Below are 17960 nucleotides of genomic sequence, written 5' to 3'. Positions count from 1 at the left end.
GACGCGTGTGCAGCGGGGTTGCTGGACCCTGCGTGGAACGCCGCTTCCCACAGGGGGTGCGCGGCTTCCGAGGTGCGGAACGCGCGGGCCCGCAGTGTCCACTGCAGGGCCCTGGTGTGGCGCGGGAGATCCAGGGGGCGAGCGCGTCCGTACGCCCCGGGGTCTGCCACGTGGCGGCGCCAACACATGTTCGGGGGAGGAACCGATGGGCGAGTCGGTGCGAGTCGCGGTGCTCGAGCGCGATGCGCTGCTGCGCGAGCTGCTCACGGGACTGCTGACGGCCGCAGGGCACCGGGTGACGGCGGCCGCCGCCACGCCCGAGGCACTGCTCGGGCAGCTGGACCCCGCGCCTCCTGCGGTGCTGCTGCTGCGCGTCTCCTCGATGTTCGCTCAGGCGCGCGCGCGGGGCGAGCCTCTGGGCGCGGGCCCCTGGGAGCTGCTCGCCGAGCTGCAGCGCGCGTGGCCCGAGGTGCACGCGCTGGTGCTCGTCGGAGGCCCCGGTGCAGCGACGGGTGGAGGACTCGATGACGCAGAGGAGCCCGCGCTGGCCGAGCGCGCGCTCGCGCTCGGCGCGCACGACGTGGTGTTCACCGCGCGCGACGGCGTGCACGCCGTGCTCGAGGCCGTGGCGGCGGTGGGCCGCGGGGAGCGCCGGATGGTGCAGGGACGGCTGGGCGGGCCTTCGCCCTCGTCCATGAGCGCGCCGGAGCTCCCCGGGCTGCTGCTCACGCCCCGGGAGCGCGACGTGCTGCGCTACATCGCGCACGGCATGGACAACCTGAAGATCGCCGCGCACATGAACATCACCGAGCGCACGGTGAAGGCGCACGTGACGCAGCTGTACCGCAAGCTGCGCGTGGAGAACCGCGCCGAGATGGCGCTGCGTGCGCGCGGGCTGGGGCTGCAGCTGCCGCTGAGCGCGCCGGGCCCGGCGCGCTCGCTGGGCTGAGGGAGTGCGGCGCTCGCGCGGCGGCGGCTACCTGCGCGCGCGCCGCTGCGGCGCGGCGCTGCGCAAGAGCTGCGAGCAGCGCGGGCACCAGTAGAGGTCCAGGGGCGCGAGCGGCCCCGCGTCCTCCGGGGCGCGCTGGCGCGTCCACCCCCGCGCCGCGCGCCCGAACCACCAGGCCACGAAGAGCTCGAGCTGCAGAAGCAGGCCCGCCCGCATTTCACACCGCTCGCAAGTCACCATCCGCCCACTCCCGCCCCTGCAGCTCCTCCCTAAGCTGACGCGGCCGCCCCGCCTGCGCCATCGCCTCTGCGGACCAGTTGCCGCGTGCACCGCCGCGCCCCCGCGCCACGGCGTCGAGTCAGTGGGAGCGTGCCTGCAGGGTGGCCTCGCTCGCACGGCCGCTCCCGGGCCGGGCGGAGCCGCGCCGCTTGGGGTCGAGATAGATGCAACTCAGTTGCATGAGGATCGAGGTGCCCGCGCCGTGCAGCCAGGCGTGCCCACGGACCCGGGTGCAGCCGCTCTGTCCGCATGCCCACCTTGAGGCGGGGAGGTGGGGATGGACAGGGGCGTGTGGAGGTGGCTGCTGCTCGCAGGGGCGCTCGCGTGTGGCGGCCAGGAGCCCGCGCCCGCCGCTCCTCCCCCGCCCGAGGCGCCCGCACCCTCCGCGCCAGCGCCCGCCCCGCCGCCGCCGCCCTCCGGGCCCGCGCCCGCGCCGGTGCGCTTCCAGCCCGCCTTCCACCAGGCCTTGCGCTGGACGCTGCGGGTGGAGTCGCTCACCACCTTCCGGCTGCGCGTACCGCTGGGGCGGGCGGGGGGCCGCGTGCGGCTCGCGTTTCGCGCGGGCGGGGGCGCACTGCAGCTGCAGCGCGCGAGCGTGGCGCGCGCGGGCGCCGGCGAGACGCCCGCCTCCGCGCCGCTCCCGCTGAGCTTCGCGGGCGCGCCCGGGGCGAGCGCGTCCGCGGGAGAGCGCGTGGTGTCCGACCCGCTCGCGCTCCAGGTGGCACGGGGCGAGGAGCTGTTCGTCACCTTCGAGGCGCGGGGCGCGCTCGCCGTGAGCGCCATCGGCGCGCTGCCCGGAGGCCGCGCACGCTCCGGCGCGTGGGCGCTGGAGGCAGGGGCGCTGCGCGGCGAGCGCTGGCGGCGCGCGGTGGGGCTCGCCACGCTGGAGGTGGAGGGCGTGCCGGGCCCCGCGGTGGTCGCGGTGGGCGACAGCATCACCGAGGGCTACCTCAACGGCGCGGACGACGTGCGCAAGGCGTGGCCCGGCGTGGCGCAGGCGCGCCTGGGCGTGCCGGTGCTCAACGCGGGCGTGAGCGGGCAGGGGCTCTACGACGCGCTCGCGAACCTGGACGCGGAGGTGCTCGTGCTCGAGGAGGTGAGCGACTGCGTGGTGTTGCTGGGCACCAACGACCTCGGTGCGCAGCCGGACACGGTGCAGCTGCGCACGCGGCTCGCGCGGCTCTTCGAGCGGCTGCGCCCCCACTGCACCGTGTGGGCGGCCACGCTGCTGCCCAAGGAGCGCACGACCCGCGGCAGCTACGCGCAGGTGCGCGAGCAGCGCCTCGTGGTGAACCGCTGGCTGCGCGAGGAGGCGAAGGTGGCCGGGGTCATCGACCTCGAGGCCGCGACGCGCTCGAGCGCGAGCGTGCACCAGTTCGCGCCCGGCCTGGACGGCGACGGCATCCACCCCAGCGCGAAGGGGCAGCGGGTGATGGGCGAGGAGGTGGCGCGCTTCCTCCGCGCGCAAGGCCTCACCGGGCCGCCCTGAGTCCCTGCAGGTGCAAGCCCGTGGACACTGCATCCGCCACGCACCGGTCACCCGCCCGCGACAGTCCCCCGAAACCGCCCGGGAGGGCCTGCGGGGGCGCTCCGGAGTGCGTATGTTCCCGGTGCAGTCGTCCCGGGCAGGCCGGGGCCTTCGGCGCGGGCGGTGTGTGTGCGCGGCGAGGGCTTCTCAGGCCAGAAAGGCACCGCCGCATTGCAGCAGACCCTTGCGCCGCAGCGAGCGTCTCCGTCCTCGTCCTATCGGCGCTTCGGCGTCGAGTACTCGCAGGAGGCGTGGCGGCAGCTGAGCGCGCTCGGGTGGGAGGACTTCCGCGACGTGCAGCGGGTGCTGGATGCGCTCGCCGAGGCGCTGAGCGAGAGCCCGCCGCGGGTGCTGCCTCCGGGGGGCCGCTTCCTGCTGCGCGCGGGCCGCTTCGTGCTGGGCTACAGCCTGCGCGCCGAGGCGCGCACGGTGTGCCTGTGCCTCTTCAGCCAGCTGCCGCCCGGCGCGCGCGCGCTCGGCCGGCGCGGCGACCCGCCCGAGGCCTGAGCCCGCGGCGCCGCCCGGCCCGGGCCACGAGGCTCGGGCCGCTGCTCGGGCCACCGCTCAGGCCGCCAGCAGGCGCACGGGCGCCACGGCGCGCCCGGTGAGCCCGACGAGGCGCACCGAGCCGCCCGCGTAGTCCAGCTCCAGCCGCAGGCGGTAGCGCTCGAGCTCCACGCGCAGGCCCACGGGGCGCTGCGGGCAGCCTGCCTTGCGTGCCTCGCTCGCGCGCTCGGCGAGCCGGGCGAGCTCCTGCAGCACCAGGCGGCGCTGCGGCGCGCTCAGGGTGCGCAGCGCGGGCTGAACGGTCTGGGAGATACGGATGGCGAAGGGCATGGGGCGCGCTCTCTCTCGTCGGTGGGTGCCGGGAGGTATGCACGTGCCCGCGGCGCGCCAAGCGGTAGGTGCGGCGCGCAGGATGTGGGTCTACAGCGCGTGCAGGCCGTGGCCGGCGTCCGCGCGCCAGCGCGTGTCCGGCCGCGGGCCCGCCTCGCAGTAGCGCTCCACCGCGTCCAGCAGCACCTCGAAGTCGAAGGGCTTGTGCAGCACCTCGTCCACCTCGGTGGGGGCGTGGCGGCTCGCCGTCACCACCACCACCGGGTCCGCGGCGTGGCGCGCGTGCTGGCGCAGGTGGGCGAGGAAGTCGTAGCCGTCCATGCGCGGCATCTCCACGTCCAGCAGCACGAGGCAGGGGGCGGGCAGCTGCTCCAGGGCCTCGAGCGCCGCGCGCCCGTTGGGCACGGCCTGCACCTCGTAGCCCTCTTCCTCGAGCATCTCGCACAGCGTCGCGTTGATGTCGGCGTCATCCTCCACGAGGAGGATGCGTCCGGGCACGGAGCCTCGAGCCATCGACATGGGTACTCCCCCCGGGCAGGCGCGGGCCTGCCCTTGTGCTGCGTACTCCTGACCTCACCGTAACGGCGCTCCACACCCACGGCAGCGAGCGCCGGGTGGGGCGGCGCCCTGCACGGTCGCAGGGGTAGCGCGGCGCGGCGTCCCGGAGGGCCCTTGCGGCGCAGGGCCCGGCGCTACGGCGCCGCGTAGTGCTCGGAGGGGCTCTCGGCGGGGAAGGCCGGGATGCGCTCCACCATCTCCTCGTCGCGGAAGCACCAGGCCCAGTCCTCGCCCGGCTCGAAGGACTTGATGACCGGGTGGTCCGTGCGGTGGAAGTGCTGGCTCGCGTGGCGGTTGGGCGAGTCGTCGCAGCAGCCCACGTGCCCGCACGTGAGGCACAGCCGCAGGTGCACCCACTCGCTCCCGCTCGCGAGGCACTCCTGACAGCCCTTGCCGCTGGGCGTGACGGGCGCGGTGTGGTGGCGCACGGTGGATTGCAGGTGGGTGCAGGCCTTCGACATGGGCGGGTCTCCTCGAGCAGGCGTCACGGCCCAAGCTGCACCCCGCGCGCCCGCCGCGCCCGCGCGCCCCGCTCGCCAGCCCGCTGGGCGAGCAGCGCGGGCCGGGCGCTCCGCGAGCGTGCCCTGCAGCGAGTCCACGAAGGCCTGGATGGCGTCTGCCCAGCACTGCGCCCACCCCGCTGCGCACCTGGCGCGTCGCGCGCCGTCCGCCTAGCCCTGGGCGGGAGCCTCGGGCTCGGGCGCGGGGCCCTCCGGCGCAGGACCTGCGAGCGGCAGGCACACGGTGAAGAGCGCGCCCTCGTTGGGGGAGCTGGTCACGTCGATGCGTCCGCCCAGCGCGAGCACGATCTGCTGGGTGATGTAGAGCCCGAGGCCCAGGCCTCCGTAGTGCCGCTCGCTCACCGCGCGCTCGAACATCCCGAAGATGCGCGCCAGGTGCTCGGGCGCGATGCCGATGCCCGCGTCCTGCACGCGCAGGTGCGCCTCGCCCGCGTTCACGTGCACGGAGAGCACCACCGGACTGCCGGCCCCGTACTTGAGCGCGTTGGACAGGAGGTTCGTCACCACCTGGTCCAGCCGCAGCCGGTCCCAGCGCCCCACCGCAGGCTCAGGGAGGCGCAGCTGCAGCTCGCAGCGCGCCTTCACCGCCTGGTCGCTGAAGCGCCCCGCCACCTCGCGCACCACCGAGGCCAGGTCCACCTCCTCCAGGTCGAGCCGCAGCCGCCCGGCGCCGATGCGCGTCACGTCCAGCAGCCCGTCCACCAGCGTGCTCAGCTTGAGCACCTGCGAGCGGCTGGTGGCGAGGTCCGCGCGCAGCCGCTCGGCGAGCGCGGCGCTGCCCTCGGCCGCGGGCTCGGCGTGGCCATTCGCGCCGTCGCGCGCGAGCGCCTCCACGTGGCGCTGCAGCCCCTGCAGCTTGAGCATCAGCGGGGTGAGGGGGGTCTTCAGCTCGTGGCTCGCCACGCTGAGGAACTCGTCGCGGCTGCGCACGGCCTCCTGCGCCTCGCGGTAGAGGTTCGCGTTGTCCACCGCGAGCGCGGCCCTGCGCGCGAGGTCCTCGGCCAGGTGCACGTCCGCCTCGCGGAAGCGCCGCCCGCTCACGCCCTGCACCAGGGTGAGCGCGCCCAGCACCCGTTCGCGCGTGCGCAGCGGCACGCAGAGGAAGCTGCGCATGTCCAGCTCGCGCAAGAGCTGCAGCTGCAGCTCGTCGCCGCTGAAGGCGCGCAGGTGCTCCTCCTCCACCTCGCCCGTCCACAGGCTCTTGCCCGTGCGCATCACCTGCGCCGCGGGCTCCTTCGCCTCGGGGCCGCGCGGGTAGCGGCGCTCCAGCTCCCACACGCCGCGCATGCGCTCGGGCTCCACGTGCACCGCCGCCACGCGCTTGAACTGACCGGCCGGCAGCACCAGGTCCACCACGCACCCGTCCGCGATGGAGGGCACCGCGCGCTGCGCGAGCCGCTCCAGCGTGGCGCGCGCGTCCAGCCCCTCGTTGAGCAGGTTGCTCACCTCCGCGAGGAAGCGCAGCTGCTCCTCGCGGGCGCGCGCCGCGCTCACGTCCTGCATCGCGCCCACCATGCGCACCGGGCGGCCCACCGCGTCGTGCGCCACGTAGCCGCGGTCCAGCACGCGCGCGTAGCTGCCGTCGCCGCGGCGCAGGCGGTACTCGTCCTCCCAGTGCGTGCCCTCGCCGGAGATGACCTGGGTGAGCCCGCGCGCCACGCGGGCGCGGTCCTCGGGGTGGATGAGCTCCTCCCAGGCGCGGATGTCCGGGCCCTGCGTGCCCTCGCGCTTGTGGCCGAACACGCTCTCCAGGGACTCGTTCCAGTGGATGTGGCCGGTGGAGATCTCCCAGTCGTAGATGGTCTCGCTGGTGGCGAGCGTGGCGAGCCGGTAGCGCGTCTCGCTCTGGCGCAGCGCCTCGTCCGCGCGGCGCCGCTCGGTGAGGTCCAGCACGAAGGTGAGGGTGCGCTGCTCCTCGGGCAGCAGCGCGCTGCCCACCAGCACCGGCACGCGGCTGCCGTCGCGGCGCCGGTACTCCAGCTCGAAGGGCACGGTGGAGCCGTCCTCGGCGAGCTGCCGGCGCGCCTCGCGGTGGCTCGCGTCCGTCGAGCTGAGCTGCGTCCAGGTGAGCTCGCCGCGCTCCAGCTCCTCGCGCGCGTAGCCCACCAGCCGCAGGAAGGCGTCGTTCGCGTCGCGCAGCACGCCCGCCTCGTCGGTGAAGGCGAGCCCCATGGGGCTGCTCTCGATGACGCGCTTGAGCGCGGCCTGCCCCGCGGAGCGCTCGCGCTGGCGCAGCAGCTGCTCCTGGCGGCGCAGCGCCTCGGTCTTCTCGTGCAGGTGCACGAACACGCTCACCTTGGTGCGCAGGATGTCCGCGTCGAAGGGCTTCACCACGTAGTCCACCGCGCCGTGCGCGTAGCCGTTGAGGATGTGGGCCTCCTCGCGGTGGATGGCGGTGAGGAAGATGAGCGGCACGTGGCGCGTCTTCTCGCGCGCCTTGATCAGCTTCGCCGTCTCGAAGCCGTCCAGCCCCGGCATCTGCACGTCCAGGAGGATGGCGGCGAAGTCGTCCTTCAGGAGCGCCTTGAGCGCCTCCTCGCCGCTCTGCACCTGCACGAGCCGCTGCCCCAGCGGCTCGAGCACCGCCGCGAGCGCGAGCAGGTTCGCAGGGTGGTCGTCGACGAGCAGGATGTTCGCCTGCCCCTCCACCTCGCTGCCCACCGCGAGCGCGCGGCTGCCCCGACTTGCCATGGGGAGCAACAGAACCCAGCCGGCGCCCCGCCGCAGCCCAAAATGCGGGGGACGCCCGCCTGCACGCCCGCTGCCCAACAGCTCGCGCGCCGAGCGGCGGGAATCCGACGCCCGGCCGCGCTGCGCTCCCACCCGGGGTGCGGGGCCGTGCGAGGGTAGGGCCCCTGCGATGCAGCCCGCTCCCGCCCCGCCGTCCCTTCCTGCGACCTCCCGCCCGCCCGCGGCCGGGGCCTGGGCGCAGCCCTGGCTGCCCTGGGCGGTGCTGGTAGCGGCGCTGCTGCTCACCGCGCTCGCCACCCGGTGGAGCCTGCAGGAGGCGGAGGAGCGGCGAAGGGCCCGCTTCGATGCGGCGGCCGAGGCGGTGGTGGACCGGCTCGAGGTGCGGTTCGACGCGCAGGCCTCGCTGCTGCGCGGGGTGGCGGGGCTCTTCGTGGGCAGCAGCAGCGTGACGCGCACGGAGTTCCACGACTACGTGGCGCAGCAGCTCCTGAACGACCGCTTCCCGGGCGCGCGCGGCGTGGGCTACAGCCCGCGCGTGCGCCCCGAGGACGAGGAGGCGCTGGTCGCGCACGCGCGCGAGGAGGGGCTCGCGGACTTCCGCCTCTGGCCGCCGCGCACCCCCGGGCGCGACCGCTTCACCGTCCTCTTCCTCGAGCCGCTGGACGCGCGCAACCGCGCCGCGCTGGGCTTCGACATGTTCAGCGAGCCCACGCGCGCCGAGGCGATGGCGCGCGCGCGCGACACCGGGCGCGCGGCGCTGAGCGGGCGGGTGGAGCTGAAGCAGGAGATCGAGGACCAGAAGCAGCCCGGCTTCCTCCTCTACCTGCCGCTCTACGAGGACGGGCACACGCCCGCCACCCTGCCGGTGCGCCGCGCGCGGCTGCAGGGCTTCGTGTACGCGCCGTTTCGCGCGGGGGACTTCTTCGAGCGGCTCTTCAGCGAGGCCGCGAGCAGCCCGGTGGGCTTCGAGGTCTACGACGGCGAGGCGGTGGACGCGCGCGCGCTGCTCTACGACAGCACCGCGGGTGAGCAGCGGGAGGCGGGCTACGGGCACGTGCGCACGGTGGTGCTGGCGGGGCGCCCCTGGACGCTCGCCTTCCACGCGCGCCCCGGCTTCGTCTCCTTCACCGAGTGGGCGGTGCGCCCCTTCGTGGGCGTGCTCGGGGTGCTCGCGAGCTTCGCCCTCTTCGGGCTCACCCGGGCGCGCGCCCGCGAGCGCGCCCGCACGGTGGCGCTGTACCAGAGCGAGGAGCGCTTCCGCACGCTCGCGCTGCACAGCACGCACCTGCTCCTGCGCGCGGACCCCGGGGGGGAGCGCTTCGAGGCGCCCGGCTGGGAAGCCTTCACCGGGCAGCCGGAGCGCCAGATGCTCGCGGGCGGGTGGCTGCAGGTGGTGCACCCCGAGGACCGCGCGGCCACGAAGCGCGCCTGGGAGGAGGCGGTGCGCGCGCGCAGGCCGGTGGAGGTGGAGTACCGCATCGTGCACCCGGACACGGGCGTGCGCTGGGTGCACAGCCGCGGCGTGCCACTCCTGGAGCCGGATGGCCGCGTGCGCGAGTGGGTGGCCAGCCTCACGGACGTGACGGAGCGGAGGCTGCGCGAGCAGGAGGCGCACGAGCGCGCGGAGCTCGAGCAGCAGCTCATCGGCATCGTGAGCCACGACCTGCGCACGCCCCTGTCCGCCATCGCCATGAGCGCCCAGTCGCTCGCGGCGAGCAGCGGCCTGGACGAGCGGCAGCGGCGCAGCGTGGCGCGCATCGCCTCCTCCAGCGCCCGCGCGAACCGGATGATCGAGACGCTGCTGGACTTCACCCGCGCCCGGCTGGGGCGCGGCATCCCCGTCACCCCCCGGCCCACGGACCTGCGCGAGGTGGCGCGCCACGCGGTGGAGGAGGCGCGGGCGGCCCACCCCGAGCGCACGCTGCAGCTGCACTGCGAGGGGGACGTCACGGGCGCGTGGGACCCCGAGCGGCTCGAGCAGGTGCTGGGCAACCTGCTGGTCAATGCGCTGCGCCACGGCGACCCCGTGGCGCCCGTGCAGGTGCGGGTCGCGCAGGAGCAGGGCGGGGAGGGGGTGAGCCTCAGCGTGCACAACGCGGGCGCCCCCATCGCCCCCGAGCAGCTGCCCCTGCTCTTCGAGCCCTTCCAGGTGGGCTCGCGCGAGAGCGAGGCGCGCGGCGGCCTGGGGCTGGGGCTGTTCATCGTGAGGGAGATCGTGCGCTCGCACGGGGGCCGCGTGGAGGTGGCCTCGGAGGCGGGCCGCGGCACCACCTTCACCGTGCACCTGCCGCGGCGCACGCCCCTGCCCCCGGCCTGAGGCCCCTGCGTCAATCGGACGCAGTTCCCGGGGCGAATGCACGTGCGTAGAAGGGAGACGTCATGGCTCCCTTGACGCCCCTGCGCGCCTCCCTGGCCGCCGCCCTCGCCTCCGCCCTCCTGCTCGCCCCGCGCCCCGCCCAGGCCTGCGCGGCCTGCGCCTGCGGGGTGCCCAGCCTCACCGTCACCGGCGAGGAGGTGCCCTTCGCGGGCCGGCTGCGGCTGTCCGGCGCGCTGCGCGGCTGGGGGCTGCGGCAGGGGGAGCCGGGCGAGCGCGAGCAGCTGCGCGAGCTGCGCCTGGACCTGGGCGTGGCCTACAGCCCGCGCGACTGGCTCACCCTGTCGGCGGTGGTGCCCCTGCAGGGGCGCGAGCTGCGCGAGTCGAACCTCGCGCGCAGCCGCGCGCTCGCGCCGGGGGACATGGAGGTGAGCGCCCGGGCGGTGGTCGCGCGCGACCGCGCCTTCGCCCCGCGCCACGTGCTCTCGGTGCTGGGGGGGGTGAAGCTGCCCACCGCGCCCGAGGTGCACGACGCCGAGGGCGAGCCCCTGCCGCTCGACGGCCAGCTGGGCACCGGCTCCTTCGACCCCTTCGCGGGGCTCGCCTACTCGGGCTTCCGCGGGCCCTTCGCCCTCTCCGCCAGCGTCACCGGGCGGCTGCCCACCCACGGGCGCGACGGCTACCGCGGGCCCCCCGCGCTGCTCGCCTCGGTGGGCGCGCAGTACCAGCCGCGGGCCCAGGCCTGGGCGCTTCGCCTGGGCAGTGACGTGCAGGTGGCCGGCGCGGGCACGGCCTCCGGCGCGCGCGACGCCTCGGTGAAGGGCGTGGTCGCCTTCCTCTCTCCGGACGTGCTCTTCAGCCCCCGGCAGGACCTGCTGCTCGCGGCCGGCGTGCGCGTGCCCGTGCTGCAGCACACCGAGGAGCCCGTGCGCTTCTCCCCCGTCTTCACCCTCTCCCTGGCGGTCGATAGATGATGCGTCGCTCCCTGCGCCTTCCCGTGTTGCTCTCCCTCTCGCTCCCGGCGATGAGCGCGCTGCTGCTGGGCGCCGGCTGCGGCGAGCACGAGGAGGGCACCGAGCTCGCCCTCACCCTGGAGGCCGCGCCGCAGGGCAGCGTCAGCACCGACGCCCAGGGGCGCCACTTCACGCTCGCAGACGGCCGCAAGGTCACCCTCACGCGCGGCTGGGTGACGCTCTCCAGCGTGGAGCTGCTGCCCTGCGTCGAGCCCGCCAGCGTCTCGCAGCGCCCGCGCCGCCTGCACCTGCCCGCCTTCTCGGTGATGGACCTGTTCATCGGCACCGCGCACGCGCACACCGGCGGCACGCCCACGAAGCTGGGCTCGCCGCACGTGCTCGGCCTGGACGAGGCGGACGGCACCGCCATGGCGCTCGGAGCGCTGCACCCGCCGGTGGGCCGCTTCTGCGCCGCGCGCCTCGCCTTCAGCCCCGCGGACGACGACGCGCACGACCTGCCCACGGCCGTGGACATGGTGGACCGCACCCTGCGGCTCGAGGGCCAGGTGGTGCCGGCAGGCGGCGGTGCGCCCGTGCCCTTCACGCTCGAGAGCGACGCGCTCGCCGGCCGCGACGTCACCTTCGCCGCGCCGCTGGAGCTGAGCGAGAGCGCGCCCAGCACCACCCTGCGCCTCGCGCTCGCGTACGACCGCTGGCTCGAGGGCGTGGCGCTCGGGGATGCGGAGGCCGGGGCGCAGGCGGTGCAGGCCGTCTCCGCCTCCGCTTCGCAGCGGCGCTAGCAGGCGACCCTGGCCCGCAGGGCGGGGGTCATGGCGCCGCGCCCCCGGGCGGGCTAAGCCTACACACCGTGCCCCCCAACCTCCTCAGGCCCCTCGCCCTCATCGTCGAGGACGACGTGCAGTTTGGCGGCGAGCTGCAGCGCCTGGTGCGCGGGTGCGGCTGGGAGGCGGAGTGGGAGCCGGACGGGCTCATCGCGCTGGGCCGGCTCGCGCTGGACCCGGTGCCCCAGCTGCTGCTGCTGGACGTGGAGCTGCCGGGCTTGAGCGGCTGGAGCCTCTACGGCGAGATGATGGCCAGCGCGCGCCTGCCCAAGGTGCCGGCGGTGGTCATCACCAAGTCCATCCGCTCCTACTCGGGGCCGCTCGCCGGCATCCTGGACTACCTGCAGAAGCCCACCACGGACCGCGCCGCCGAGGCCTTCACCGCCACGCTGAAGGACCACCTGCGCACGCGCGGCGAGCTGCTGCGCGCCGCGGGCCGCTAGTCCCCTCGCGGCGGGCTCGCGGCCGGCAGCCGCACCACGAAGGTGGTGCCCGCGCCCGGGGCGCTCTGCACCTCGATGCTGCCGCCGTGGCGCTCCACGATCTCGCGGCAGATGTAGAGCCCCAGCCCCAGGCCGGTGTTGTTGCGGTCCGCCACGGCGCGCTCGAAGCGCTGGAAGATGCGCTCCTGGTCCGCGGGCGCGATGCCCGGCCCCTCGTCGCGCACGCTCAAGAGCGCGCTCGGGCCCCCGGGCCCCCGCGCGGCCCCGACCGTCACGGTGACCGGCGAGCGCTCGCCGTAGCGCAGCGCATTGGTGACGAGGTTCGCGAGCACCTGCTCGATGCGGAAGCGGTCCCACGCCCCGTGCACCGGCGTGCACGGGCCCAGCACCAGCCGCGTCTCCTGCGCCTGCGCCTGGGGCGCGAGCCGCTCCACGCACTCGTGCGCCAGCTCCGCCAGGTCGAAGGACTCCAGCTGCAGCGCGAGCTTGCCGGTGGCGATGCGCGAGATGTCCAGCATGTCTCCCACGAGGCGCGCGAGCCGCGTGGTGCTGCGCTCCGCCTGCTCCACCCAGCGCACGGCGCGCGCGCCGTCCAGGCTGCCGTCCTCCTGCGCCAGCGCGCGGTGCGCGAGCTGGGTCTGCAGGCGCAGCGAGGTCAGCGGCGTGTTGAGCTCGTGGCTCGCGATGGAGAGGAACTCGTCGCGCGAGCGCACCGCCTCGCGCAGCTGCTGCAGCAGCAGCGCCTGCGCGCGGCGCTGGCGCTGCGCGGCGAGCTGCACGGACAGCTCGCGCGCGAGCGCCTCGAGGAACTCGCGGTACTTCTGGTCCAGGCGCAGCCGCGGGCTCACCCCCAGCACCACCACGCCGCGCGTGCCGTCCTCCTCCTGCAGCGGCAGCGCGAGCGCCTGCGCGTTGGGCTCGGGCCAGGGGCGGCGCGGCGCGTGGGCGAGCGGCGCGTCCAGCACCTCCAGCGCCACGCTCGCGCGCGTCTCCAGCGCGCGCAGCGCCGCGGCGCGCAGGCGCGGCAGTCCGTCCAGAGCCTGCAGTCCCTGCGCGCTCAGCTCCAGCCCCGCCTGCGCCCGCAGCTGCAGCCCGCGCTCGCCGGGCGCCTGCTCCAGCAGCACGCAGAAGGGCACGTCGCGCGCGCCCGGCGCGAGCGCGCGCTCCAGGTCCAGGCTCGCGGTGTCCAGCTGGCCCAGGTGCAGCGCCAGCTCGCGCAGCGTGTCGGTGCGCCGCTGGCTGAGCACGCCGCCCGTCACCTCCACCACCGGCTGCCACAGCCCCCCGATGCGCCCGTCGTCGTCGCGCAGGGCGCTGAAGGTGAAGGTGAAGTAGGCCTCCTCGGTGAAGCCGTGGCGGGTGAGGGGGATGTGCGCGTGGTCCACCGAGAACACCCGGTCGCGCAGGAACACGTCCTGCATCCAGGGGTCCAGCATCGGCGCGGTGTCCGGCCAGCACTCGCGGTAGGGGCTGCCGAGAAAGCGCGGGTGGCGCGGGCCCATGATGAGCGCGTAGCCGGCGTTGTAGAGCTGCCGCTGCTCGGGGCCCCAGAAGACGATGGCCGGGGTGGGCATGCGCAGGATCATCGCCACCGCGTTGCGCAGGCTGCGGCTCCAGCGCGCGGGCGGCCCCAGCGGCGAGTCCTCCCAGGGGTGCGCGAGGTAGAGCGCGCCCATCTCCCCGCTCGCGGCGAGCAGGTCGAGGAAGGACTGGAGCTCGGCGTCGGCGGACATGGGCAGGTCAGCTGCGCGACAGGGGCAGCCGCACGCTGAAGGTGGAGCCCTCGCCCAGCGCGCTCTTCACGCTGAGCGAGCCTCCGTGCAGCCGCGCCAGCGCGCTGGCGATGTAGAGCCCCAGCCCGTGGCCGCGGCCCACGTCCTCGTCCGCGCGGTGGAAGCGGTCGAAGATGTTGGGCACCTCGGAGGCCGGGATGCCCTGGCCCCAGTCGCGCACGTGCACCACCACCAGCCCCGCGCTCGTGCTCAGCCCCACCTCCACCTGCCGCCGCTCGCCGCCGTACTTCACGGCGTTGGACAGCAGGTTGTCGAGCACCTGGCGCAGGCGCGCGGCGTCGAAGTGCAGCAGCAGGCGCGCCTCCTCGCAGCGCAGCTCGAAGCGCACCTGCGGCTGCAGCTCGCGCCACTCGTCCACCGCCTGCGAGAGCCAGGCGCACAGGTCCTGGCGCTCGGCCTGCAACGCCACCTTGCCGTCGCTCAGGCGCGCCGCGTCCAGGATGGAGCTGACCAGGCCGTTCATCCGGTCCAGCTGCCGCAGCACCGCGTCCGCTGCCCGGCGCTCCGGCTCGCACGCCGGGCCGTGCTCCGAGAGCTTGCGCGCGAGCACCTGGGCGTGCAGGCGCGCGGCGCTCAGGGGCGTCTTCAGCTCGTGCGCCACCCAGTTGAGCATCTCCTCGCGCCCCGCGCTCTCGCCCCCGCTGCTGCTCCTGCGCGGGGCGGGCAGGGGCACCGCCCGCTCGCCGAGCGCGCCGCACACCGTGGCCTCGAAGGTGGCCAGGTCCACCGGCTTCTGCAGGAAGGCGAGCGCCTCCTCGCGCCCCGCGGGCAGCGCCGCGCTGAGCAGCACGAAGGGCACGCGCGCCGTGGCGGGCTCCGCGCGCAGCGCGCGCATCAGGTCCACGCCGGTGCGCCGCGGCATCATGTGGTCGCTCACCACCAGGTCCGGCGGCTCGCTGCGGGCCATCAGCAGCGCCTGCTCGCCGTCGTGTGCGCGCTGGGCCTCGTAGCCCAGCCCCTCCACCACCTCGGCGAAGACCTCGAGCAGCGCCGCCTCGTCCTCCACCACCAGCACGCGCGCCGGGCGGCTCATGACGCACTGCCGATGCTGCTGCCGATGGGGCGCGCCTGCCCCGTGAGCAGCCCCTCGGCGCTGCGCAGCGGGGCGAGCACGCGCACGCCCGCGTCCGAGATCTCGAACTCGCGCAGGTCGCTGTCGTACTTGCTGTCGCGCATCTTGAGGATGCTCAGGATGCGGTGGATGCGCCCGCGCAGCTCCACGAAGCGCAGCAGCAGCAGGTTCTCCGCCACCCCGGCCACCGGCGCGTCGCTGAAGTCCAGCTCGGTGCCGGCAATCTTGGGCACCTCGCGGGTGAACAGCGTGGTCACCCCGGTCAGGCGCAGGCGCAGCGTGAGGGCGGCGAGGAAGGTGCGGCGGCGCTCGGGGTCCGCGATGGAGAGCTCCAGCTCGGTGAGCCCGTCCACCACCAGGCGCTTCACGCCCCGCCGCGCCACCTCCTGCAGGATGCGGTTGGTCACCACGTCCGCCTCGGCCTCCACCGGCGGCTGGTAGAGAAAGGAGAGCAGGCCGCTCTTCTCGTGGGCGAGCATGTCCAGCCCCACGCGGCCCGCGCGCAGCGCGAGCGCGCTCGGGTGCTCGAAGAAGGAGACGAAGAGCGTGGGCTGCCCGCGGCGCGCGCCCTCGGCCGCGAAGTGCGCGGCGAGCAGCGTCTTGCCGATGCCCATGCTGCCGGCCAGCAGCGTGCTGCCGTAGAGCGGCAGCCCGCCGTCCAGCAGGCTGTCCAGCTCCGGCAGCCCGAAGCCCGCGCGCTCCGCGTGCTGCACCACCTCGGGCTCCGCCACCGGCAGGGCCTCCAGGCGCGGCAGCACGGTGATGCCGCCCGCGTCGATCTGCAGCAGGTGCTCGCCGGTGAGGTGCGCCTGCCCGCGCAGCTTCACCACCTCCGCGCGCCGCAGCCGCCGCGCCGAGCGCCGGCTCACCGCGAGCGAGAGGATGCCGTCCACCGTGGTGGCCTCCGGCAGCGCGAGCAGCCGCTCGAGCGGGTACTCCGTGGTGAACAGCCCCACGCAGTCCGCCGCGGCCAGCCCGATGCCCAGCTCGTAGAGGAACTCGCGCAGCCGCGCCTCGTCCTGCCACAGGTCGCGGATGGCGCGCAGCCCGTCGATGAAGAGCAGCTTCGCGCCGCGCTCGCGCACCGTCTGCACCAGCAGCTCGCGCGTCTCCTTCGCCCCGCGCTTGAGCGTGGCGTAGGCGCTGATGACGAAGAGCTTCTCGTCCAGCAGCTCGCGCCGGAAGAAGGAGAAGCCGGACAGCTCGCTCATCAGCTTGTCGTGCGGCTCGCTCGTCACCGTGGCCACCACCACCGGCAGGCCGCGCGCCGCGGCGAGGAAGGCCACCTGGCTGCAGAGCACCGTCTTGCCGCAGCCCGGGTCGCCGGTGACGATCACGCTCTGGCGATGCGGGATGCCGCCGCCCAGCAGCAGGTCGAGGCTGGGGATGCCGGTGGAGAAGAGGGGGCGGGGACTGCCGTCCATCACACGTCCTTGCCTGAGCAGGGGCGGAAGGAGATCGACCGCGCCTCGGGACATAACGATTCTGGGGATGGAGTCCAATCCGCCCAGCAGCGTGCGCCCGCCGTGTCGCCTGCACTGTTCGCTACCCGCTGCTTCGGCGCCGGTGAGGCTCCGGTGGGAGCGGCGCCTACGCCGCCGGGTCGGCGCGCGGGAGGCGGAACCAGAAGGTGCTGCCCGCGCCCGCCTCGCTGTGCACGCCCACGCTGCCGCCGTGCGCCTCCACGATCTCGCGCACGATCATCAGCCCCAGGCCCGTGCCGCTCACCGCGCCCGCGTCCTCCGCGCGCGTGTAGCGGTTGAAGAGCCGCGGCAGCTCCTCGGGCGCGATGCCGCGCCCGGTGTCCTGCACCTGCGTCTCCACCCAGCCCTCCGTCAGCTCCACGCGCGCCTCCACGCGGCCGCCCTTGGGGGTGAACTTGATGGCGTTGGAGACCAGGTTGTTCACCACCTGGCCCAGCCGCCGGCGGTCCCCCACCACCATCGCGCGCTGGCCGCGCGGGGCGCACTCGAGGCGCACCCCGCTGTTGTCCGCGAGCACCTGGAAGTCGTCGAAGGTGTCGCAGAGCAGGTCCGGCAGGTCCACCGGCTGCGGCTCCAGCTTCAGCCCCGCCGCCTCCAGGCGCGCGAGCTCGAGGAAGTCCCCCACCAGGTTTCCCAGCTCGCCGATGCGCTGCTGGATGCGGCCCAGGTCCTGGCGGTGCTGCTCGCTCAGGGTGCCGCCCTTGCCCGCGAGCATCAGCTGGGTGCGCAGGAGCACCGCCTGCAGCGGGGTGCGCAGGTCGTGCGCGATGACCGAGTAGAAGTCCAGCCGCCGCGCCTCCAGCAGCCGCTGCGCCGTCACGTCGCGCAAGGAGATGGTGGTGCTCGCCGCCGCGTCCACCGCGAGCGGGCGCACCACGGGGGCGTACCAGGCATCCCCCACCCGCACGTCCGGCAGCGGGAACAGCTCCGTGCTCACGTCCGGGATCTGGTCCACCGCGAGCCCGGGCAGCAGCTCGCGCACCGGCTGCCCCAGCAGCTCGCGCGCACCGCGGCCCAGCATCCGCTCCGCCTCCGCGTTCACGTAGGTGAGGCGCCCCGCGCTGTCGATGGTGAGCAGCGCCTCGGGCAGCCCCGCGAGCAGCGCCAGCGCCGCTCCTTCCGCGCGCTCGGCCCGCTCGCGCAAGAGGTGCATGCGCACCAGCGCCGCCACGCGCGCCACCAGCTCCCCCGGCCGGAAGGGCTTGGTCACGTAGTCGTTCGCCCCCGCGGCGAGCCCCGCCACCAGGTCCTCCGGGCGCGAGTGCGAGGTGAGCATCAGGATGGGCAGGGCCTCGGTCGCCTGGTTGGCGCGCAGGAACTGGCAGACCTCGATGCCCGAGAGCCCCGGCATCAGCCAGTCCAGCACCAGCACCTCCGGCGCCTGCAGCCGGGCGAGCGCCTCCAGCATCTCGGCGCCGTCGCGGAAGGTCGCCACGTGGTAGCTCGGGGCCAGCGCCTGGCGCACCACCTCGGTCTCGGCCGCACTGTCGTCTACCACCCAGATGGTGGGGCGGGTCTCGCTGGGTGGGCTGAGCAATTTGTGGGGGATCACGCGCGTTTTCTTGGCTACCGGCTGCACCCAGGTACTTTGAACCCGAGGGTCCTGCACCCTAGTCCCTCCGGGGATGGACCCAAAGCGGGACTGTCCTCGGGTGCTCACAGGGCGCCCTCGCGCGCAGCACTGAACAGGTCCGGG

16 protein-coding genes are annotated in these 17960 nt (G+C 75.1%); 7 read left to right on the top strand and 9 right to left on the bottom strand.

Translation table 11 applies throughout. The features are described from left to right. Positions 1-205 precede the first annotated feature (205 nt). A complete protein-coding gene (locus FGE12_RS22995; protein ID WP_228531013.1) occupies positions 206-949 on the top strand; it encodes a response regulator transcription factor in 744 nt (247 codons plus the stop codon). 27 nt (positions 950-976) lie between these two features. On the opposite strand, the gene FGE12_RS22990 is transcribed toward FGE12_RS22995, so the two are convergent. Further along, positions 977-1165, bottom strand: a complete 189-nt coding sequence (locus tag FGE12_RS22990; RefSeq protein ID WP_153868718.1) for a hypothetical protein — start codon at positions 1163-1165, stop codon at positions 977-979. 340 nt (positions 1166-1505) lie between these two features. On the opposite strand from FGE12_RS22990, the gene FGE12_RS22985 reads away from it, so the two are divergent. Both FGE12_RS22985 and FGE12_RS22980 read left to right on the top strand, forming a co-directional pair. Continuing rightward, positions 1506-2717, top strand: coding sequence for a GDSL-type esterase/lipase family protein (locus tag FGE12_RS22985; protein WP_153868717.1), 1212 nt, complete (start codon positions 1506-1508; stop codon positions 2715-2717). A 210-nt stretch (positions 2718-2927) separates the two neighbouring features. Then, positions 2928-3263 (top strand): type II toxin-antitoxin system RelE/ParE family toxin, encoded by a 336-nt coding sequence (locus FGE12_RS22980; RefSeq protein WP_153868716.1) that lies wholly within the window; start codon positions 2928-2930, stop codon positions 3261-3263. A 57-nt stretch (positions 3264-3320) separates the two neighbouring features. Here FGE12_RS22980 and FGE12_RS22975 read toward each other — a convergent pair whose 3' ends face one another. From FGE12_RS22975 to FGE12_RS22960, 4 genes are all read right to left on the bottom strand, one after another. Further along, positions 3321-3593, bottom strand: a complete 273-nt coding sequence (locus FGE12_RS22975; RefSeq protein ID WP_153868715.1) for a hypothetical protein — start codon at positions 3591-3593, stop codon at positions 3321-3323. Positions 3594-3683: 90 nt separating this feature from the next. Beyond that, positions 3684-4112 (bottom strand): response regulator transcription factor, encoded by a 429-nt coding sequence (locus tag FGE12_RS22970; protein WP_153868714.1) that lies wholly within the window; start codon positions 4110-4112, stop codon positions 3684-3686. Between the two features lie 173 nt (positions 4113-4285). After that, positions 4286-4612 carry a ubiquitin carboxyl-terminal hydrolase 14 gene (locus FGE12_RS22965; protein ID WP_153868713.1) on the bottom strand — a complete coding sequence of 109 codons (327 nt, stop codon included), beginning with the start codon at positions 4610-4612 and terminating at the stop codon, positions 4286-4288. Between the two features lie 210 nt (positions 4613-4822). Further along, positions 4823-7363, bottom strand: a complete 2541-nt coding sequence (locus tag FGE12_RS22960; RefSeq protein WP_153868712.1) for a hybrid sensor histidine kinase/response regulator — start codon at positions 7361-7363, stop codon at positions 4823-4825. A 169-nt stretch (positions 7364-7532) separates the two neighbouring features. Between FGE12_RS22960 and FGE12_RS22955 the strand changes: the two genes are divergently transcribed. The 4 genes from FGE12_RS22955 (at position 7533) to FGE12_RS22940 (ending at position 11915) form a co-directional block, all read left to right on the top strand. After that, complete coding sequence (locus FGE12_RS22955; protein WP_153868711.1) at positions 7533-9680, top strand: CHASE domain-containing protein; 2148 nt, start codon at positions 7533-7535, stop codon at positions 9678-9680. 62 nt (positions 9681-9742) lie between these two features. Then, a complete protein-coding gene (locus FGE12_RS22950) occupies positions 9743-10651 on the top strand; it encodes a transporter (RefSeq protein ID WP_153868710.1) in 909 nt (302 codons plus the stop codon). After that, positions 10648-11430 carry a hypothetical protein gene (locus FGE12_RS22945; protein ID WP_153868709.1) on the top strand — a complete coding sequence of 261 codons (783 nt, stop codon included), beginning with the start codon at positions 10648-10650 and terminating at the stop codon, positions 11428-11430. Before FGE12_RS22950 ends, FGE12_RS22945 begins: the two co-directional genes overlap by 4 nt. A gap of 68 nt (positions 11431-11498) precedes the next feature. Continuing rightward, entirely contained in the window at positions 11499-11915 is a 417-nt protein-coding gene (locus FGE12_RS22940) for a response regulator (RefSeq protein WP_194798179.1), read from the top strand. On the opposite strand, the gene FGE12_RS22935 is transcribed toward FGE12_RS22940, so the two are convergent. From FGE12_RS22935 to FGE12_RS22920, 4 genes are all read right to left on the bottom strand, one after another. Beyond that, a complete protein-coding gene (locus FGE12_RS22935) occupies positions 11912-13648 on the bottom strand; it encodes a HAMP domain-containing sensor histidine kinase (protein ID WP_153868707.1) in 1737 nt (578 codons plus the stop codon). The two genes, FGE12_RS22940 and FGE12_RS22935, sit on opposite strands and share 4 nt — an antisense overlap. Positions 13649-13655: 7 nt before the next feature. Beyond that, the gene (locus FGE12_RS22930) at positions 13656-14741 is read right to left on the bottom strand and encodes a HAMP domain-containing sensor histidine kinase (RefSeq protein WP_153868706.1); all 1086 of its coding nucleotides are present in this window, start codon (positions 14739-14741) and stop codon (positions 13656-13658) included. Beyond that, positions 14738-16204 carry an ATPase domain-containing protein gene (locus FGE12_RS22925; RefSeq protein WP_153868705.1) on the bottom strand — a complete coding sequence of 489 codons (1467 nt, stop codon included), beginning with the start codon at positions 16202-16204 and terminating at the stop codon, positions 14738-14740. The genes FGE12_RS22930 and FGE12_RS22925 overlap by 4 nt, the downstream gene beginning before the upstream one ends. Before the next feature lie 166 nt (positions 16205-16370). Next, positions 16371-17816, bottom strand: a complete 1446-nt coding sequence (locus FGE12_RS22920; RefSeq protein WP_153868704.1) for an ATP-binding protein — start codon at positions 17814-17816, stop codon at positions 16371-16373. Positions 17817-17960: the final 144 nt, after the last annotated feature.

Source organism: Aggregicoccus sp. 17bor-14, assembly GCF_009659535.1.
Lineage (GTDB): Bacteria > Myxococcota > Myxococcia > Myxococcales > Myxococcaceae > Aggregicoccus.
The sequence above is the reverse complement of the archived record's forward strand: the minus strand, read 5'-3'. Positions and strand labels throughout refer to the sequence as shown.